This window comes from Streptomyces sp. NPDC043896, assembly GCF_056435605.1.
In genome coordinates, this window is the sequence record NZ_JBWKEE010000022.1 from 134,676 (window position 1) to 154,101 (window position 19,426).

The window sequence follows — 19,426 nt, forward strand, 5'->3', positions numbered from 1 at the left end:
GGCCCTCGGGCCCATGGATTCACTTCGGGAGGCGGATCGCCGACCCAGATCATTCCGTATCGGTCAGAGGGCCGGGAGCCGTTGCCGCGCATTACTTTCCGGGGCCGGCGAAATCCTCCCGCGCACCGCCTTCGAGAAACTCCGAGAGCAGTTCGGGAACCGCCTCGCCGACCAGCTCCGTGAACTGCCCGACGCTCATGTCGGGCGCCTGGTAGACGCGCAGCCCGGCAGCCGTCGGCGTGGCCACGCTCACCAGTCCCAGCCCCCGCTGGAGCAGCGACTGGCGGATCCGCAGCCCGAGGACGGCCTCCCGGCGCAGCGCCGAGGTCTGCCGCCGCGACAGCCCGTGCCGCATGACGACGTACGGGTCCGCGTACGCGTGCCCCAGGGCCCGGTACGCGACCACGGCCCCCGCCACGGCCAGGGGCAGCGCCCACAGCGGCACCGCCCACACCCACCCCGGGACCGCGCCCGTGGCACCCAGCCAGGCCGTCAGGCCCGAGAGCCCGGCGCACAGGGCCACCGCCCACAGCAGCCGCCGCACCAGCGCGCCCGGCGGGTGCCGGCGCAACTCCGCCTCCAGCGGACGCTCCGGGCCGGGCAGCACCATCGCCGCGACCCGCCTGGCCTCCCGGACCGGGCCGCGCGGCAGGATGCTGCTCGCCGGCTCCCCGGTCAGGGACCAGCTCGCGAGCCCGGTCGAGATGACCGCCGTCTCGGTGAGCCCGATCCAGCGCCAGAACAGCGGCTCGCTGAGCTGCACCCCGCGCAGCCGGCCGTCGTCGCGGTGCACCTCCCGCGTGGACATCAGCCCCTGCCGGGTGATGAGTTCGCTGCCCTCGTCCTTGAACCTGCGTACCAGCAGGAAGTGCCAGTTGTCCGTGACGAACCCGGCGGCCAGGGCGAGGAAGCCGAGCAGGAACACCACGGCGCCCCACAGCGCGTACGAGCCCCAGCGCCCGGGGGCGAGGCGGTCGACGACGCCGCCGATCGCACCGGTCAGGTCGAGGTTCACCAGCTCCGCCATGCCGTCCAGGCTCCACAGCATCAGCGCGCCGACGAGGATCCCCCAGATGTTGATGACGTTGTAGAAGATCCAGTACCAGCGCACCCGCGCGATGGGCGTCTCCCGGAAGGCCTCGGCCGGCTCCGCCCCGGGGTCGGGGACCCCGCGCATCAGCTCCTCGCGCAGGGCCTGCGCGGTGTCCTTGGAGACCGCGTCCAGCCGCAGCGCCGGCCGGGTCCCGCCGGAGCTGATGACCACCACGCGCAGGCCCGCCAGCCGGTGGCGCAGCCGGGCCTTGTGGTCGACGGCGCGGATGCGGTCGCGCGGCACCTGCCGGTAGACCCGCATGAGGCGGCCCGTCCTGATCTCGACGAGCTCCCCGGTGACCCGGTACCGGGTGCGCACCCACCGCACGACGTCGCCGACGCTGATGAACACGCCGATCCCGGTGGCGGTCAGCGCGGGCCACAGGTCGGACAGCCGCCGTCCGGTGCCGAAGAAGACGACGGACAGGACGGTCGGCGCCGTCGACAGCAGGAGCCGCACCAGGTTGACCCAGATCAGCCGCCCGTCCAGGCGCTGCCAGGGCACCTCGTCGGCGTCGCGTCCGCCGGCGTCCGATCCGGGCGCCGCGGCCGCCGTCCGCCCGGTGTCCACGGCGCTCACGTGGCGTCCCCGGGCGTGGCCTGGGTGAGCTCGGTCAGCTCCTCGGCGGTCCGCGCGGCCACGTCGGCGTCCAGGCCGACGATCTTGACGTGGCCCTCGTGGGAGGCGGTGACCACCCGGAGCGTGGCCAGGCCGAGCCACTGCTGCACGGGGCCGCGGACCACGTCCACGCTCTGGATGCGGGAGACGGGGACGATGCGCCACTCCCGCACCAGCCAGCCCTTCAGGTCGTACACGGCCCGGCCGGTGCTCTCCCAGCGGTGGACCCGGTACCGCCAGCCCGGCATGACCGCCCCGGTGACCACGTGGCACACCGTCAGGAGGACGAGCCCCGGCCCCGTCCAGGGCCGGGACGCGTCCCAGAGCCAGTACGTCAGCCCCAGCGCCCCGACGACCACGGCCATGGAGATGACGACCCGGATCGTCCACCACCAGACGGCCCGTCTCTCCACGCGGTGGCGGGGCGGGCGGAGTCGGTCGTACAGCGTTCCGGTCGGCGGCGCCGCGACGGGCGCCTCTGCTCCATTCATGCCGTCATCGTCACCGCGGACGTGCCGTCCCACGAGGGGCACCGCCCGGATTGTGAACGCTCAGGCGCCGATGCCCGGAACGGACTCCACGGCGTCGTCGAGAGCCGCCGTGATCCACGTCAGCAGGTCCTGCCGCGTGTGCTGGGCGGCGGCCTGCCAGCGCTCCCGCTGGTCGTCGTTCGGCTTGATCTTCAGCGGAACGGCACGCTCTTCCTCGACCGGTGCCCTGCGCGCCCGGACCTGCCGCCGCAGCTCGTTGCGGGACCAGCCGTGCTCCGCCGCCTGGCTCAGCAGCCGGCCCCGCTCCTCGGCCTCCATTCCGGCGACCTCGGCATGGTGCTGGAAACTCAGCCCGGCCAGCCGCTGGTGCGGCTGGAAACTGCGCGCGACCCAGGCGTAGTTCCGCAGGGTCTGGTAGTCGAGCGACGTCTGCGCGATGGCGTGCTTGTAGCGGTTCGGGAATTCGCTCTGGCCGTAGATGAGCCAGTCCCCGAGCCACCAGGACGAGGAGTTGGAAATCGCCTCCAGCTGCTGTCCCAGGCTGCTCCAGGCCTCCATGGACATGCCGCGCGAAATCGAAAGGGCCGTTCTTCTTCGGATTGCCTGACCGGACGCCGCGGGGGTGGGGGAGACGGGGTTCGCCTTGGCGTGGTCGAGCATGTCGTTCTGCTCCTTTCACTGAATTCGACGGCCGGTCGTGTGGCTCTCGAATTCACACAAGGGTGGTAAAGGGGCTGTAAACCCGCAGCTCTGATCGTGGTCTGCGGTCCTATGAGGATGGTCCGGACTCGCTCGTGTCCCGCTCGCGTCCCGCCGGCGGGACAGTCGTGGACGTCCGTGAGCCGCGGGGCGGCGCGCGCCCGGTGCCGTCCCGGTGGGAACACGATGTCACGCCCGAAGGCCGTGTCCCATGTGGTGACGGGCGATTAGGCCGCCGGAGGGCCCCCGGCCGCCGCTCGGCGGGTGCCCTCAGTACCCGGACACCGGATGGACCGACGACGAGGAAGAGCAGCTCGGACGGTACGGGCACAGGGCGCACCGCGGATTGCGCCGGGCCGCCACGCCCGCGTACGGCGCCGTCGTCCCCGCCCCTTCGAACCGGGCGAGCGCCGAGTCCAGGAGCAGGCGCGTCAGGGCCGGCACCTCGGAACCGCCGGGCCGCCGGGCCGCCGACTCCGCCAGCCGCCCCCACATCCCGGACCGCGTCCAGCTCCCGAACCGGCGGTGGGCGGTCGACTTCGAGATGCCGAAGCAGGGCGGCAACGCCCGCCAGGCACAGCCGCTGACCAGCACGTACACGATCGCGGCGAAGAGGGTCTCGTCCGGGCAGTCCTGGGTGCCGCCGCCCTGCGGCCGCACCCGGGGCGGTGGGATCAGCGGTCTCGCCACCTCCCACAGCTCATCCGGAACGATCCAACTCCACGTGCCCCGGCCGCTGGCCGCCACGGCGATCACCTCACCACGTAGGACACGGTTCTGCGGCCGTCGTCCTGCTCTTAAGGATGGTGTCCGGCGGATTCACGGCACACGGTGCGCGCCACGGCTCAGCCGGCGGTCTTTCGGGCACCGTCGGCGACGATGACCAGGATGACTCCCAGGACCGCAAGCGAGAGGTTGCAGATGACCTCGTACCCCTGGAGAGAAGAGATGTGGGGGGTGACGTACAGGTTGACGAAGTTGAGCACGGGACTCAGGAAGGGCTGCGTCGCCAACCGGTCGATGGTGCCGCTGATCCCGGCGACGACGAGGAAGACTCCCGCGAACTGAACGAATTTTGGCATGCCGTCAGGCTAGGAAACCCCGTGCGCCCCGCAGATCCCTCACCGGTACACGGGGGGCCGACCGAAGCACCGCGGTCCGGCCGCCGACGAGACCAAAGTCCCTTCCGCGGGCCGACTTACGTGCCGCGCCGCCCGGTCCCGGCCCCGCCGCCGCGCACGGCCCCCTCCGTCGGTGAAGGGGTGGTTCCGCTGCGGTTATGCTCGCCGCATGACCTCAGCCCAGCAGTCCGCGGTCGACGTGCTGATCGCCGACGACGACCCTCTGGTGCGCATGGGACTCTCGGTGATGCTGGGCGGAGCCGGGGACCTGCGCATCGTGGCCCAGGCCGGTGACGGCGCCGAGGCCATCGCGCTGGTGCGCGAACACCGCCCCCACGTGGTCCTGATGGACATCCGCATGCCGGTCATGGACGGGCTGGCGGCCACGGAGGCGCTGCGCGCGATGAGCGACGCCCCCGAGGTCCTCGTACTGACGACCTTCGACGCCGACGAGTACGTGCTCCGCGCCCTGCGCGCCGGTGCGGCCGGCTTCGCCCTGAAGGACACCCCGCCGGCGGAGATCGTCGCGGCGATCCGGCGCGTGGCCTCCGGGCAGCCGGTGCTGTCGCCCGCCGTCATGCGGCGGCTCATCGACCGGGTCGTGTCCCTGCCCGACGGCGGACGCAAGCGGGACGCCGAGGAACGGCTGTCGGTCCTCAACGAGCGGGAGCGGGCCGTCGCCCTCGGCATCGGCCAGGGCAAGTCGAACGCGGAGATCGGCGAGGCGCTGTACCTCGGAGTGTCCACCGTCAAGACCCACGTTTCCAGCATCCTGACCAAACTCGGCCTCAACAACCGGGTCCAGGTCGCGCTCTTCGTGCACGACGCCGGAAATCCCGAAGACCGCTTCTGAAACCGGCCGCACGCCCCCGCGGCCGCGTTGCACTCGGAACGGTTACCGGAGCCGCGTCCGGCCCCGCCAAGGAGGGACGCGGACTGGTCAGGATGCACTTGAGGCTGGGTACAGTGGTGTTGACCGTCTCAAGGAATCAATGGCTCTGAAGGATCGTCATGGGGGATTTAAAGACAATGGGCGATACAAAAACAAGGGAGCGGTTCGGAATCTTCCGCCAGGCCTCGCGTTTGACCGGCGAGAGGTGTACCGAAGTGGTGGAGCAGGTTTCCGCCCGGCGGACCGCACTCGACATGCCTGCCGGAATATCCATGGACGACTGGCGGAAGATCGGTGACCGGCTCTTCGCCGCCGCCGACTCCTCCGCCTGGTGGCTCGGCGACTGGCTCGTGTACGGCCAGTCCGCTTATCCGGACCGCTACCGGCGGGCGGTCGAGGAGACCGACCTCGACTACCAGACCCTGCGGAACTACGCCTGGGTGGCACGCCGGTTCGCCCCCGTGCGCAGACGCCCGGCCCTGAGCTTCCAGCACCACGCCGAACTGGCGAGCCTGCCGGAGCAGGAGCAGAACTACTGGATGGACCGGGCCGAGCGGCTCAACTGGTCCCGGAACTTCCTGCGCGCCCGCGTGAAGGCCGCCCGCGAGGCGGACGAGCACGGCGACGCCGGCGCCCTCACCATGCGGATCCAGGTGAACGTCTCCCGCGACCGGCGCCAGCGCTGGGCCAGCGCGGCGGCGGACATGGAGCAGGACCTGCCGGGCTGGGCCATGTCCATCCTCGACCGCGCCGCCGCCGCGGTCCTGGAGGGCGGCGCACCCGTACGGGCCGTGCCCCGGCACGAGCCGGGCGTGCTGGCCTCGCGTTCCGCATGAGCCCGGCGGGCCGGGTGCGACCGGCCGGCCCGCTCGGGAAAAGAGCTCGCCGCGCGACCGCCCGGATGCCACACTGAGCCCGCTCCGGAAACAACACGGGAGGTAATTCGTGACCGATACGCCGGAAAACAGCGCCGCCACGGCCGAAGGCAAGGAGAAGTTCCGTGAGGCTCTGGAGCGCAAGGCCCGTAACGCCCGCTCCCAGCAGGCCAACACCGAGGGACGCCTGAAGCTCAAGGGATACAACGGCCCGAGCGGCCAGACCCGCAGCTTCCGCCGCAAGGCCGGCTGACCCGCCCGGAATCCATTTCCCGAGGCCGCCGCGGTCCGATCTGCCCATCGGACCGCGGCGGCCTTTTTCCTTTTTTCGCCCGTGCGGCCGCTCGAATTCCGCCCGAGTATTCCTGGAACGCGTACGCGGTGCGGCGCCGCCTACGTGCCGCCCCTGCCGCCGGAAATCCGACGGTAAACAAACCGGCCCCTCGGTTCCGGCGGTTTTCCGCACCCGCACCTGGTGGGCCGAGGACGCCGGGCGCCGGGACCGGCTGCGCACCGCGACCCCTGCCGTTCCGGCACCCGGTGTGATCCGATAGCCCGGCTGCCAACGAAAAGGATCTTGCTGTGGAAGCCCACGACCACCCCACCGACCCGGCGACCGAAGCCTTCGTCGCCCACCGCAACCTGCTCTTCACCGTCGCCTACGAGATGCTCGGCTCGGCCGCCGACGCCGAGGACGTCCTCCAGGAGACCTGGCTGCGCTGGGTCAAGGTCGACCTGGAGCAGGTGGGCGACCGGCGCGCCTACCTCGTCAGGATCACCACCCGCCAGGCCCTCAACCGGCTGCGCACCCTGCAGCGCCGCAAAGAGGCGTACGTCGGCCAGTGGCTGCCCGAACCGCTGCTCACCGCACCGGACGTCGCCGAGGACATCGAACTCGCCGAAAGCCTGTCGATGGCCATGATGCTCGTCCTCGAAACGCTCTCCCCGACCGAACGCGCCGTCTTCGTCCTGCGCGAGGCCTTCGACGTCGGCTACGACGACATCGCCGCCGCCGTCGACAAGAGCCCCGCCGCCGTACGCCAGATCGCGCACCGCGCACGCAAGCACGTCGACGCCCGCCGCCCCCGCCAGGCGGTCCCCGCGAGCGTCGCGGGCGCGGCCCTGGAGTCGTTCCGGCGGGCGATCGAGACCGGCGACCCGCAGGGCCTGCTCGACGTACTCGCCCCGGACGTCGTCCTGGTGAGCGACGGCGGCGGCATCAAGCAGGCCGCACTGCGCCCGATCACCACCGCCGACAAGGTCGTCCGCTTCATGATCGGCGGCCTCGGCAAGAACAAGCGCGAGATCACCATGGTCCCCACCGTGGTCAACGGCAGCCCCGCCCTCCTCATCAGCCTGGACGGTGAGGTCGACGGCGTGATGGCGGTCCGCGTCGAGGACGCCCGCATCACGGGCCTCTACTACGTGCGCAACCCCGAGAAGCTGGACCGCGTGGCCTCCGAGACCACGCTCACCCGGCACTGAGCACACGACGGCGGCCTCCCCGCGGGAGCGGGGAGGCCGCCGTGACGGACCGGAGGGCGGTTACGCCGGCGCACCCGCCGGCTGCTGCGCCTGCGGGGCGGCCGGGGCGGCAGCCGGGGCCGCCGCCGGCTTCGGACGCGGGATGGCCAGGGCGAACAGGGCACCCACGAACACCACGGCGACCGCGATCCAGATCGCCGGGACCAGGCCGTCCACGAAGCGCTGCTGGCCGCCGAAGTCGCCCCGCGCCGCGAAGACGCTCGCCAGGACCGCGATGCCGAGCGCCCCGCCCAGCTCGCGGACGGTGGTGTTGGCGCCCGAGGCCTTGCCCATGTGCTGCGGCTCGACCGCTCCCATCACCACCGTCGCCGTCGGGGCGAAGACCAGACCCATGCCCGCGCCGGCCAGGACGAACGGGCCGACGAACGCCCAGTCCGAGGTGCCGACCCCGACGACCAGGGCGAACCAGGCCAGACCCACGCCGGAGACCGCCAGCCCCAGCGCCATCAGCCGGCCCGCGCCGACCCTGGCGGCGAGCCTGCCCGCCTGCGGGGCGATCAGCATCGGCATGACCGCCCACGGCAGCGTCCACAGGCCCGCCACGAACGCCGAGTGCCCGAGACCGGTCTGGAGGTACTGGGCGATCAGGAACGTCGCGCCGAACATCCCGAAGTACACGGCCAGGGAGACCACGTTGGACAGGGTGAACGCGCGGATCCGGTAGAAGCCCAGCGGCAGCAGCGGTGCCGGGGCCTTGCGCTCCCAGAGGACGAACGCCACCAGGAGCACCACCGCCGCCGCGAACGCGGACACGACCGGGGCCGAACCCCAGCCCTTCTCGTGGCCGTTGACGATGGCCCACACCAGGGACACCACACCGGCGCAGGCCAGCACCAGGCCCGGCAGGTCCAGCTTCACCGGCGCGCCCCGGCTCTCGGAGACCGCCCTGAGGACGAGCGGGACCGCGACGACGCCCACCGGCACGTTCACCCAGAAGATCCACTGCCAGTCGAGGCCCGAGGTGATCGCACCGCCGATCAGCGGCGAAAGGGCCACCGCCAGACCGCTGATGCCGCTCCACAGGCCGATGGCCGCGCCGCGCTTCTCCGCCGGCACCGCCATCGCCAGCAGCGTCAGCGACAGCGGCATCACCGCGGCCGCGCTCATGCCCTGGAGGGCGCGGAAGAGGATCAGCGCCTCCGTCGACGAGGACAGCGCGCCGCCGACCGACGTGAGGGCGAACACGACGATCCCGGAGACGAAGACGCGCTTGCGGCCGAAGCGGTCACCGAGCGCGGTCGCCGCCAGCAGCAGGCCGGCGAAGCCCAGGATGTACGCGTTGGTGATCCACTGGAGGTCCTCGACCGAGGCGCCCAGCTCGGCGCGGATCGCGGTCAGTGCGTTGGTCACCATCAGGTTGTCGAGGGCCACCATGAACATCGGCAGCGACACGGCGAGGATGACCGTCCCGAAGGAGGGACGGGCGGGAGTACTGCTCAACTGAATCTCCAAGAGGGGTGGCAGGTCACACTCGGGCCGGCCGGGCGAACGCGGCCAGGTCTTCGGCCAGGGCCGCGTTCACCGCGTCCCGCCGCGCGTTGAGGTAGAAGTGGCCGCCCGGGAAGGTGCGCAGGCGGAACTGCCCGTCCGTCACCTCCGCCCAGGCGGCGGCCTCCTCGGCCGTCACCTGCGGGTCGGCGTCCCCGGTGAGCACGCTGACGGGGCAGCGCAGCCGCGCTCCCGCGGAGGGGACGTAGGTCTCCACCGCGGTGTAGTCCCCGCGCAGCGCCGGCATCACCATCGCGACGACGTCCTCGTCGGCCAGCAGCGCCGCGCTGGTCCCGTCGAGGCGTACGACCTCCTCGATGATCCCGGCGTCGTCCCGCAGGTGGACGGTCTCCTCACGGACCGTCCCCGGCGCCCGGCGCCCCGACAGGACCAGCCCGAGCACTCGTGCCCCGGACGGCGCCCCGGCCTCCAGCCGCAGCGCGGTCTCGTAGGCGAGCGTCGAGCCCATGCTGTGGCCGAAGAAGACCATCGGGCCGGGGACGCCGGACGAGAGGACCCCGGCGATCTCGTCCGCCAGCGCGTCCACGCGCGTACGGACCGGCTCGGCGCGACGGTCCTGGCGGCCCGGGTACTGGACGGCCAGCACCCGCACCCCGGGCGACAGCGCCTCGGAGAGCGGGTGGAAGTAGCTGGCGGCGCCGCCCGCGTACGGGAAGCAGACCAGGGTCACCGCCCCGTCCGCAGCCGGGTGGTACTGCCTGAGCCACAGGTCGCGCAGAGCCTGGGGGTCCGCCATGGGGAAGCGTCCGTTTCTCTCGTCCGTCGTCGGCGGAGGAGCGCACCGCGCAGACGGACGGACTCCTCGCCCTCCACGCCACCAGTCCCGCCTAGGACCCCGGTCGAGATCCGCTGGGACGTCCCTGGCCGATCGTCTGACGGCCGGTCGACCGGGCCGCCCTGGGCCGCCGGCGTGACCGGCGTGCCCGGAGCGGCAGGTTCAGGCGGCGAGGGCGGTCCCGGCCGGTGCGGCGGAGGCCGCGCGCCGCCTGGCGGTGACGGCCACCGCCGCACCGGACGCCGCGGTGAGCACCGCCACCGCGGCCAGGGCGAGGAGGGTGGCCGCGTCCGGGTGGACCAGGGACTGGCCGCGCCCGGCCTGCCAGGTGACCACCGCGACGAGCCCGCCGTAGCCGAGGACGGCGCAGCCGACCAGCCGGGCGCGCACCTTCTCGTCGCGCAGCCAGACGCGCTCGGCGGCCAGGGCGGCCAGGACGGCGGCGACCAGCAGGAGCACCTGGATGCCGTGCAGGGCGAAGAAGTGCGGGACCCGGAAGTCGCCCCCGGTCACGCTCCAGTCGGTCAGCGGCATGCCGTGCCCGTCGGGGTCGCCGATGCCGTGGCCCTGGTACATCGGTACGGGGCGGCCGTGGGCGTCGGTCACCGTCCGGGCGCTGATGTGGGTGGTCATCCAGTAGACCGGTACGAGCATCCCGAAGGTGGCCAGGGCCAGCCCCGCGCGCAGGGCCCGGTTCAGGGCGGCCCCGCCGCCGCGCTGGACCAGTACGACGACCGCCAGCACGAGCTGCGCGATGACGATCACCATGACGCCGAAGGTGAGGACGGGGACCAGGGCGCGGGTGACCGGGTCGTCCTGGTCGGCGTTGAAGTGGCTGAAGGTGCCGCGCGCCGCCTGGACGGTGATGGCGCCGACCTCCGCGGCCGCGGCCACCGCGAAGACGGTCCCGGACCACTGCCCGAGCCGCCGGCCCCGGCCGAGCTTCGTCAGCAGCCACGCCAGCGTGCCCGTGTAGGCGGCGAAGGCGAGGCCGAACTTGAGCGGCTTGGCCCAGACCGGCCGGCCCAGCAGGGTCCGGCCGTCGACCAGGAGCCCCACGCCGGAGACGAGGACCAGGCCGAGCATGAGCGCGGCGCAGACCACCAGGGGGCGGTGCCAGGCGCGCAGCGGGGTGAGGACGGAATTCATCGCGGGCTCCTTGTTTCGCGGATGACTGAAAGCTAATTAGCTTTCAGTCATCGGTCAATCAACAACCCCGGCCATGCTTGCAACCATGCAGGTCAGGCGGTTCAAAGATTTGCAATGACTGTGAGATCTAATGCAAACCCGTGGCGAGGTGTTTGCAATGAACTGCCGTCGAAAGCAATACTGGCCACCGACACGGCGGGACGCGACGACGGAGGTGGCCGGTGCCCGGAGGCAGGCTGACGCACGAGGAACGACGGCGGATCGCCGAGGGGCTGGCGGCGGGGCACACGTACTCCGAGATCGCCGCCCGCCTGGACCGGCCCGTCTCCACGGTCACCCGGGAAGTGGCCCGCAACGGCGGCGCCGCCGCCTACCGGGCCGACGCGGCGCACCGGGCGACCGCCGGGCGCGCCCGGCGCGGCGGGCGGACCCCGGCGGCCGCGTCCCCGGGCGTGGAGGACGCGCACGGGCGCGACCCCGAAGCCGTGCGCGAGGTGGAGGAGCGGTTCACGGCGATGATGGTCGGCACCGGCCTGCCGCGGATGACGGCCCGGGTGCTCACCTGCCTGTACGTCACCGACGAGGGCAGCCTGACCGCCGCCGAGCTCGCCTCCCGCCTCCAGGTCAGCGCGGCCTCCGTCTCCAAGGCCGTCGGCGAACTCGAACAGCAGGAGCTCATCCGGCGGGAGCGCGATCCCGGCCGGCGCCGCGACCGGTACGTCATCGACGCCGACGCCTGGTTCCGCGGCTGGATGGCCAGCGCCCGGCAGAACGCCCTGCTGGCCGACTTCGCCCGCCGCAGCGCCCGCACCCTCGGCACGTCCACCCCCGCCGGGAGCCGCATGCAGGACATCGGCGACTTCTTCGGGCACGTGGGCCGGAGCATGGTCGAGGCGGCGGAGGAGTGGCGGAGGGGTGGGACGCCGTAGCGTTCACCGTCGCCCGTTGCAACGGAAGGATGGCGTTCGTTGCGTTGAATTCAGGGGTGATGCAACGATTCTAGCGTTGTGACCTGCGGAGATGTGCATCTCGTGCAACGTGGTTGTTGCTCGACATGTGAAGGCTACGTAGTGTTTCTCTCGTCGGAAACACGCAGCAACGAGCCCGAAGGAACGAAACGATGCCGAACTTCGTCACCCCCGCCGCGATCACCGCCGTCCTCGACGTCCCGGCCGGCAACATCCGCTTCATCGCCGCCGACCGCGCGGACACCACGGTCGAGGTCCTCCCCGCCGACGCCGGCAAGAGCCGCGACGTGAAGGCCGCCGAGGAGACCACCGTCGAGTACCGAGACGGCGTCCTGCGCATCGGCTCTCCGCACCGGAACCAGCTGTTCGGCGCCTCCGGCTCCATCGAGGTCACCGTCCAGCTCCCGGCCGGCTCGCACGTCCGGGCGAAGACCGCCAGCTCCGAGTTCCGCGGCGTCGGCCGTCTGGGGGAGGTCACCCTCGACAGCGCCCACGGCACCGTCAAGCTCGACGAGGCCGCCGGGGTGCAGCTGACCCTGGCCGCCGGTGACGTCGCCATCGGCCGGCTGGCCGGCCCGGCCGACATCCGTGTCCAGAAGGGCGACCTGACCGTCGCCGAGGCCACCGGCGGCACCCTCACCCTGGCCACCGAACACGGCGACATCTCCGTCACCGCCGCCCGCGGCACCGCCGCCTCCCTCGACGCCGGCACCGGGTACGGCCGCGTCGGCAACGCCCTGCGCAACACCGGCGAAGGAGAGGTGCTCAGCATCCACGCCACCACCTCCTACGGCGACATCACCGCCCTCACCGCCTGACCGCAGCCCCGTCCGCCGCTCAGGCCCCGCCCTCGCGGGGCCTCAGGACGTCCCGCACCACCCCGCGCGGCAGGCCCCGCTGCCTGCGCTCGCGCGGATAGCCGATGGACACCTCGTCGAAGCGCACCCCGTCGTGGTACGTCGTGCGCGGGATGTGCAGGTGCCCGTACACCACGGCCACCGCCCGGTAGCGCAGGTGCCAGTCCGCCGTCAGCGTCGTCCCGCACCACTGCGCGAACTGCGGGTAGCGCAGGATGTCGGTCGGCTCCCGCACCAGCGGGTAGTGGTTCACCAGCACCGTCCCCAGCGCCGGGTCCACGGCGTCCAGCCGGGCCGCCGTTGCGGCCACCCTGGCCCGGCACCAGCTGTCCATGTCCGGGTACGGCTCCGGGTGCAGCAGGAACTCGTCCGTGCACACCACCCCCGACGCGTGGGCGGCGGCCAGCGACTCCTCCTTCGTCAGGGCCGGGTCGCGGAACGAGTAGTCGTAGTGCGTGAACAGCGGCGCCACCACCACCGGCCCGCCGGGACCCTCCCACACCGGGTACGGATCCTCCGGCGTGAGCACCCCCAGCCGACGGCACATCTCCACCAGGTACCGGTACCGGGGTTCCCCCCGCAGCTGTACCGGGTCGTCGTCCGGAGTCCACAGGTCGTGGTTGCCCGGCGTCCACACCACCTGCGCGAACCGCTCGCGCAGCAGCCCCAGCGCCCACTCGATCTCGGACGAGGTCTCACTGACGTCCCCGGCCACCAGCAGCCAGTCCCCGGGCGACCCGGGCACGATCCGCTCCTCCAGCAGCTTGCGGTTCTCCGCGTGGACCACGTGCAGGTCGGACACGGCCAGCAGCCGTCCGGCCGGGGCCGCCGCCATCAGCCGGCCACCTCCCGCAGCCAGCCGTCCACCACACCGGCCACGGCGCCCGAGTCAGCGCCCAGCAGCGAGAAGTGGTCGCCGGCCACCTCCGCCAGGTGGTCCGCGTACTCCCAGCCGCCCGCGCCCGAGGCCGCCGACGCCGAGGCGCGCACCAGCAGCGTGGGAGCCGCCGCCGGCTCGGGCGTCCAGTCGGCGAACACCCGCAGATGGCCGCCCATCGCCAGCAGCCGCCCGTCGTCGGGAACCCCCAGCGGGCTGTCCGGATCCAGCAGACGCTCCGTCAGCACCGCCAGCCCGTGACCGTTCTCGCCCCGCGCGTACGTGTCGAGCAGTACCACCGCCGCCGCCTCCCGGCCGATCTCCAGCAGCTCGCGGGCCACGGCGTGCGCGACCCACCCACCGGAGGAGTGTCCCAGAAGCACCGGACGCGTGCTGCCGGCCGCCTCCGCGACCGCCTCCGCCTGCGCCCGCACCAGCGCCCGCCGGCTCCGCGGCAGCACCGGCTCACCCCCGAAACCGGGGTGCCCGAGCACCGTCAGCCCCCGGCGCCCCTCCAGGGCCGCCGCCAGCGCGAGGAACTCGTGCGGGCCCGAAGCCGCGCCCAGCGACGGGAACGCGAACAGCCCCGCCGCGCCCTCCCGCCCCGGCGCCAGCCGCGCGGGAGCCGGCCACCGCTCCACCCCCGACCGCGCGTCGTAGCCGGGCAGCAGCTCGGCCGCCGCCATCAGCAGCGCCGCGCCCTCGGCGGTACGGCCCTGCGCGTGCGCCCCGCGCAGCAGCCCCGCGAAGGTCCCCCCGGCCGCGGCCGCCGCGGCCGGAGCCCCCTGCGATCCGCCCGCCGGTGCGCCCGCAGGTCCGCCCGCAGGTCCGCCCGCGCCGTCCCGCTCCGCCAGCAGCCCCGCCAGGTGCCCGGCCAGCCGGGTCACCGACGGGTGGTCGAAGACCGTCACCGGGGCCAGCGTCAGCCCGGTCGCCTCCCGCAGCGAACGCACCAGCTGCAGCGCCGTCAGCGACTGGAAGCCCAGCTCGGTGAAGGACCGCTCCACCGACAGCGCCTCCGGGTCGGCGTGCCCCAGCGCACCGGCCGCGTGGGCCCGCACCAGCGCGGTCAGCGCCCCGGCCCGCTCCCCGGCGGGCAGCGCCGCCAGCCGCTCGCGCGGCGAAATCCCGTCCTCCACGAGCCGGTTGGCGGCCCGCCGGGGCCGCTCCGCGACCAGCGTCCGCAGCAGCGCCGGCACGGCGGCCCCGCCCTCCCGCAGCGGCCCCGCTTCGGCGCGCGCCGCGACCAGGGTCAGGCTCCGCGCGAGGGCGTGCCCGAGGAGGTCCGGGCCGTCCCCGCCCACCGGGGCCGCGAGCCCCGCCGGGAAACCGTCCGCGTCGGCGCCCCAGCCCACCACCGCCGCCGGCAGACCGGCCGCGCGGCGGCGGGCCGCCAACGCCGTCAGGAACGAACCCAGCACCGCGCAGTCCTCCGGACCGCCCGCACCGACGGCCGACCCGACGGTCGTCACGAACGCCAGCGGCGTCGTGTGCCCGTCCAGGGCGAGCGCGGCATCCACCGACGCCTCCAGCGAGGGCCCGCCCGGACCCGTCAGGTGCACGACCCCGGCCGCCTCCTCACCCGGCCCGACCAGCCGTACGCCGTACGCCTCCACCAGGTGCCGGGCGCTCTCCTCGGCGCGCGGCCCCTCCACGGCCCCGCTCAGCCGGACCGTCCCCGGCCCGCCGGCACCCGACCCCGGCGTCACGGACCCGGCCCGCACCAGCCGCCGCGCGTACGCGACCCCGTCCCGCAGGGCCACGTCCGGCTCACCGCCGCCCAGCGCCCGCACCAGGGCCTTGCGGCTCGCGTCGCTGTCGTCCACGTCCACCAGCACGATGCGGCCCGCACCCGCACCCGCGAGCCACGCCTGCACCGACCGCACGAAGCCGCGCACGGCCGCCCCGGCGAGGTCGCCGACGCCCTCCCCGGGCAGCACCTCCTCGGCCCCGCCCGTCACCACCGCCAGCACCGAACCGGCCAGCCGCTCCTCGGCGAGCCAGGCACCGACCAGCTCCCGCACCTCCTCCACCGCCTCCGCCACCGCCCGGCCGGACAACTCCCCGCCGGGGGACGGCTCCGCGCGGCGGGCGAGCACCAGCTCCGGCGGCAGGCCCCCGTCCGCCGCCGCCAGCAGCGCGGGCAGCCCCGCGTACACGGGCGCCCCGTCACAGTCCGGCAGCGGCGACGGACCGCCCCCGCCGACCGCCCCCGCCAGCAGCGCCCGACGCGGACCCGGCACCGCCTCGGCAGCCTCCGCCGCCCGCTCCCACACCACCGCCAGCGGGATGACGGGACGCCCGGTCCGGCCGCCCGGCGCCTCCGACAGCGTCACCGTCGCCGCCGCCACCGCACCGCCCTCCGCGTCGGCCAGCTCCAGCGCCACCACCCCGAACGCACCGCGCACCGCCCGCACCCGCAGCGAGGCGGCCCCCGTCGCGTACAGGGCCGTACCGCTCCACGCCCCCGCCACCAGCGGCCCGTCCGCCACGGCCAGCACCGGGTGCAGCGCCGCCTCCAGCAACGCCGGGTGCAGGGCGTACGCCCCCGCCCGCCCCCGCACCCCGCCCGGCAGGCAGACCTCCGCGAAGAACTCCTCGCCGCGCCGCCAGGCCCGCTCCACCGCCGGGTGCTCCTCGGCCTCCGCCAGCGGCTCCGCGCCCGCCGGAGGCCACTCGGCCGGCCCGGAGGACGGCACCCGGCCCGGCGCCAGAACGGCCGTCAGGTGCCGCACCCACGGCTCCTCCGCGTCCGCCGACTCGGCCCGCGAGGACACCGTCAGCCGCCGCCGGCCCGCCTCGTCCCGGGCCTCCGCCAGCAGCTGGAGCCGGACCCCGCCCCGCTCGGGCAGCACCAGCGCCGCCTCCGCGGCGGCCTCCGCCACCTCCGGCAGCCCGACCTCACCGCCCACCGCCAGCGCCGCCTCCACCAGCGCCTCCACCGGCACCCCGCCCGACACGGCGAACTCCGGGTGGCTGCGCGCCGACACCGCGCCCGTGAACAGCACCGCCCCCGCCTCCGGCAGATCCAGCCGGAACGCCGCCAGCGGATGCCCCGTCGCCGCCATCCCGGACGTACCGGCCCCGCCCGCCCCGGGCGCGTTCTCCAGCCAGTACGGCTCGTGCCGGAACGCGTACGTCGGCAGCGGCACCCGCCGCGGCCGGTGCCCCTCGAACGCGGGCCGCCAGTCCGCCGGCCCGCCCTGCACGTACAGCTCCGCCACCGACGCCAGGAACCGGTCCAGGCCCCCGTCGTCACGGCGCAGCGACTCCACGACCGCCGCCCGCTCCACCGCACCGCCGCCACCGGCCGCCGCGTCCAGGGTCTCGGTGATGCCCAGGGTCAGCACCGGATGCGGACTGACCTCCACGAAGTAGCGGTGCCCGTCGGCCAGCAGCGCCCGCACCGCACCCTCGAACCGCACCGTGCGCCGCAGGTTCTCGTACCAGTACTCGGCGTCCAGGACCGCGCTCTCCACGACGTCACCCGTCACCGACGAGTACAGCGGCAGCTCCGGCCGGCGCGCCCGCACCGGAGCCAGCACCTCCAGCAGCCGCTCCCGGATCGACTCGACCTGCGGGGAGTGCGAGGCGTAGTCCACCGGGATGATCCGCGCCCGCACCCCCTCCGCCTCGTAGGCGGCCTTCATCTCCCGCAGCGCGTCCGGCTCGCCCGCCACCACCGTCGCCGCCGGCCCGTTGACCGTGGCCACCGCCACCCGGTCGGCGTACCCGGCCACGTCGAACGCCACCCGCTCCTGCGGCAGCGCCACCGACATCATCCCGCCGCGCCCCGACAGCCCCGTCAGCACCCGGCTGCGCCGGGCCACCACCAGAGCGCCGTCCTCCAGCGACAGCGCCCCGGCCACCACGGCCGCCGCGATCTCGCCCTGAGAATGCCCGACGACCGCCGAGGGCTCCACCCCGTACGAACGCCACAGCGCCGCCAGCGACACCATCACCGCCCACAGCGCCGGCTGGACCACGTCCACCCGCTCCAGCGTCGGCGCCCCCGGCTTCCCCGTGAGCACGTCCAGCAGCGACCAGTCCGTGTGCGGGGCCAGCGCCGCCGCGCACTCCTCCATGCGCGCCCGGAACACCGGAGCGCCGTCCAGCAGCCCCACCGCCATCTCCGCCCACTGGGCGCCCTGCCCGGGGAAGACGAACGCCACCCGCCCGTACGCCCCGTTCTCCGCCGCCCCCCGGACCAGCCCCGGCGCCGGCCCGCCCGCCGCGAGCGCCGCCAGCGCCGTACGGAACTCCTCCGGCTCCGAACCGAGCAGCACCGCCCGGTGCTCGAAGGAGGAACGGCCCGTCGCCAGCGAGAAACCGGTGTCGGCCGGCCGCACCGGCGCACCCGCCTCCAGGTGCGCCGCCAGCCGGGCGGCCTGCGCCCGCAGCGCCCCCTCCGTACGGCCCGACAGCGGCCACGGCACCACCCCGGCGGCCGGCACCCCCTCGGCAGCCTCCGGCTCCGGCTCCGTCTCCGCCTGCGGCGCCTGCTCCAGGATGACGTGCGCGTTCGTCCCGCTCATCCCGAACGAGGACACCCCCGCCCGCCGGGCCCGGCCCGTCTCCGGCCAGGCCCGCTCCTCCGTCAGCAGCTCCACCGACCCCATCGACCAGTCGATCTGCCTCGACGGGGCGTCCACGTTCAGGGTGCGCGGCAGCGTGCCGTGCCGCATCGCCTGCACCATCTTGATCACACCCGCCACACCGGCCGCCGCCTGCGTGTGCCCGATGTTCGACTTCACCGACCCCAGCCACAACGGCCGGTCCGCCTCCCGGCCCTGACCGTACGTCGCCAGCAGCGCCTGCGCCTCGATCGGATCCCCCAGCCGGGTCCCCGTCCCGTGCGCCTCCACCACGTCCACATCGGCGGAACCCAGACCGGCGCTCTCCAGGGCCTGCCGGATCACCCGCTGCTGCGCCCGCCCGCTCGGCGCCGTCAGACCGTTGCTCGCACCGTCCTGGTTGACGGCCGAACCCCGCACCACCGCCAGCACCTCGTGCCCGTTGGCCAGCGCGTCCGACAGCCGCTCCACCAGCAGCATCCCGACGCCCTCACCCCACGCCGTGCCGTCCGCGCCGTCCGCGAAGGACTTGCAGCGCCCGTCGGCGGCCAGCCCGCGCTGCCGGCTGAACTCCACGAACGCCCCCGGCGACGACATGACCGTCACCCCGCCCGCCAGCGCCAGCGCACACTCCCCGCGCCGCAGCGACTGCACCGCCAGGTGCAGCGCCACCAGCGACGACGAGCAGGCCGTGTCCACCGTCACGGCCGGACCCTCCAGCCCCAGCGTGTACGCGATCCGCCCCGAGGCCACACTGCCCGCGCTGCCCGTGCTCAGATAGCCGCCCAGCCCCTCCGGGACCTGCGCCAGCCGGGTCACGTAGTCGTGGTGGATGACCCCGGCGAACACGCCGACGTCCGTCTCCCGCACCGACGCCGGGTCGATCGACGCGTCCTCGAACGCCTCCCACGCCCCCTCCAGCAGCAGCCGCTGCTGCGAGTCCATCGCCAGCGCCTCGCGCGGCGAGATCCCGAAGAACCCCGCGTCGAAGTCGACGGCCCCGTGCAGGAACCCGCCCTCCTTCACGTACGAGGTCCCCGGCCGGCCCGGGTCCTCGTCGAACAGGGCGTCCACGTCCCAGCCCCGGTTCTCCGGGAACGGCGACCGGCCGTGCCCGCCGCGCCGCACCAGCTCCCACAGCCCGTCCGGGGAATCCGCCCCGCCCGGGAAACGGCAGCTCATGCCGACGATGGCGATCGGCTCCCGCTCCTTCGCCTCCGCCCGGGCCTCCGCCTCGCCGAGCCGGCGCTTCGTCTCACGCAGGTCGGCCGTGGCCCTCTTCAGGTAGTCGAGGAGCTTGGCCTCGTTGTTCTGGCTGGTGTTCGTCACGTGGAATCGCTCCAACAGGTTCTGGCCGGCGGGACTGGGGGCTCGTACGGGGGG

General features: G+C 74.1%; 15 protein-coding genes and 2 pseudogenes. 6 read left to right on the top strand and 11 right to left on the bottom strand.

Translation table 11 applies throughout. The annotated features are described in order from the left end of the window. Positions 1 to 91: 91 nt before the first annotated feature. From AC069X_RS28355 to AC069X_RS28375, 5 genes and pseudogenes are all read right to left on the bottom strand, one after another. Positions 92 to 1,672: a PH domain-containing protein gene (locus tag AC069X_RS28355; protein ID WP_478732789.1), complete on the bottom strand. Its 1,581-nt coding sequence runs from the start codon at positions 1,670 to 1,672 to the stop codon at positions 92 to 94. Next, positions 1,669 to 2,202, bottom strand: a complete 534-nt coding sequence (locus tag AC069X_RS28360; RefSeq protein WP_478732791.1) for a PH domain-containing protein — start codon at positions 2,200 to 2,202, stop codon at positions 1,669 to 1,671. Before AC069X_RS28360 ends, AC069X_RS28355 begins: the two co-directional genes overlap by 4 nt. Before the next feature lie 60 nt (positions 2,203 to 2,262). Beyond that, complete coding sequence (locus AC069X_RS28365; protein WP_478732793.1) at positions 2,263 to 2,862, bottom strand: LmbU family transcriptional regulator; 600 nt, start codon at positions 2,860 to 2,862, stop codon at positions 2,263 to 2,265. A gap of 423 nt (positions 2,863 to 3,285) precedes the next feature. Further along, a pseudogene (locus tag AC069X_RS28370) lies at positions 3,286 to 3,648 on the bottom strand (transposase); the annotation flags it as partial. Positions 3,649 to 3,746: 98 nt separating this feature from the next. After that, entirely contained in the window at positions 3,747 to 3,983 is a 237-nt protein-coding gene (locus AC069X_RS28375; protein WP_478732795.1) for a hypothetical protein, read from the bottom strand. A 208-nt stretch (positions 3,984 to 4,191) separates the two neighbouring features. Between AC069X_RS28375 and AC069X_RS28380 the strand changes: the two genes are divergently transcribed. The 4 genes from AC069X_RS28380 (at position 4,192) to AC069X_RS28395 (ending at position 7,274) form a co-directional block, all read left to right on the top strand. Next, positions 4,192 to 4,875, top strand: coding sequence for a response regulator transcription factor (locus AC069X_RS28380; protein WP_478732797.1), 684 nt, complete (start codon positions 4,192 to 4,194; stop codon positions 4,873 to 4,875). 254 nt (positions 4,876 to 5,129) lie between these two features. After that, on the top strand, positions 5,130 to 5,750 hold the full coding sequence (locus tag AC069X_RS28385; RefSeq protein ID WP_478732799.1) for an LmbU family transcriptional regulator: 621 nt from the start codon (positions 5,130 to 5,132) through the stop codon (positions 5,748 to 5,750). Between the two features lie 109 nt (positions 5,751 to 5,859). Then, on the top strand, positions 5,860 to 6,042 hold the full coding sequence (locus tag AC069X_RS28390) for a DUF5302 domain-containing protein (RefSeq protein ID WP_478732801.1): 183 nt from the start codon (positions 5,860 to 5,862) through the stop codon (positions 6,040 to 6,042). Between the two features lie 329 nt (positions 6,043 to 6,371). Continuing rightward, complete coding sequence (locus AC069X_RS28395) at positions 6,372 to 7,274, top strand: RNA polymerase sigma-70 factor (RefSeq protein WP_478732803.1); 903 nt, start codon at positions 6,372 to 6,374, stop codon at positions 7,272 to 7,274. A gap of 60 nt (positions 7,275 to 7,334) precedes the next feature. On the opposite strand, the gene AC069X_RS28400 is transcribed toward AC069X_RS28395, so the two are convergent. The 3 genes from AC069X_RS28400 to AC069X_RS28410 all read right to left on the bottom strand — a co-directional run bounded on the left by AC069X_RS28400 (position 7,335) and on the right by AC069X_RS28410 (position 10,767). Further along, positions 7,335 to 8,774, bottom strand: a complete 1,440-nt coding sequence (locus AC069X_RS28400) for an MFS transporter (RefSeq protein WP_478732805.1) — start codon at positions 8,772 to 8,774, stop codon at positions 7,335 to 7,337. 25 nt (positions 8,775 to 8,799) lie between these two features. Next, positions 8,800 to 9,579, bottom strand: coding sequence for a thioesterase II family protein (locus AC069X_RS28405; RefSeq protein WP_478732807.1), 780 nt, complete (start codon positions 9,577 to 9,579; stop codon positions 8,800 to 8,802). A gap of 201 nt (positions 9,580 to 9,780) precedes the next feature. Continuing rightward, positions 9,781 to 10,767: a hypothetical protein gene (locus tag AC069X_RS28410; protein WP_478732809.1), complete on the bottom strand. Its 987-nt coding sequence runs from the start codon at positions 10,765 to 10,767 to the stop codon at positions 9,781 to 9,783. Positions 10,768 to 10,988: 221 nt separating this feature from the next. Between AC069X_RS28410 and AC069X_RS28415 the strand changes: the two genes are divergently transcribed. Next, the gene (locus AC069X_RS28415) at positions 10,989 to 11,696 is read left to right on the top strand and encodes a GbsR/MarR family transcriptional regulator (protein ID WP_478732810.1); all 708 of its coding nucleotides are present in this window, start codon (positions 10,989 to 10,991) and stop codon (positions 11,694 to 11,696) included. Between the two features lie 191 nt (positions 11,697 to 11,887). Beyond that, complete coding sequence (locus AC069X_RS28420; RefSeq protein ID WP_478732812.1) at positions 11,888 to 12,553, top strand: DUF4097 family beta strand repeat-containing protein; 666 nt, start codon at positions 11,888 to 11,890, stop codon at positions 12,551 to 12,553. 19 nt (positions 12,554 to 12,572) lie between these two features. On the opposite strand, the gene AC069X_RS28425 is transcribed toward AC069X_RS28420, so the two are convergent. From AC069X_RS28425 to AC069X_RS28435, 3 genes and pseudogenes are all read right to left on the bottom strand, one after another. Beyond that, positions 12,573 to 13,427, bottom strand: coding sequence for a metallophosphoesterase family protein (locus AC069X_RS28425; RefSeq protein WP_478732814.1), 855 nt, complete (start codon positions 13,425 to 13,427; stop codon positions 12,573 to 12,575). After that, positions 13,427 to 15,820: a SpnB-like Rossmann fold domain-containing protein gene (locus AC069X_RS28430; RefSeq protein ID WP_478732828.1), complete on the bottom strand. Its 2,394-nt coding sequence runs from the start codon at positions 15,818 to 15,820 to the stop codon at positions 13,427 to 13,429. The genes AC069X_RS28425 and AC069X_RS28430 overlap by 1 nt, the downstream gene beginning before the upstream one ends. Positions 15,821 to 15,823: 3 nt before the next feature. Further along, positions 15,824 to 19,387 (bottom strand): annotated as a pseudogene (locus AC069X_RS28435) (type I polyketide synthase); the annotation flags it as partial. Between the last annotated feature and the right edge of the window lie 39 nt (positions 19,388 to 19,426).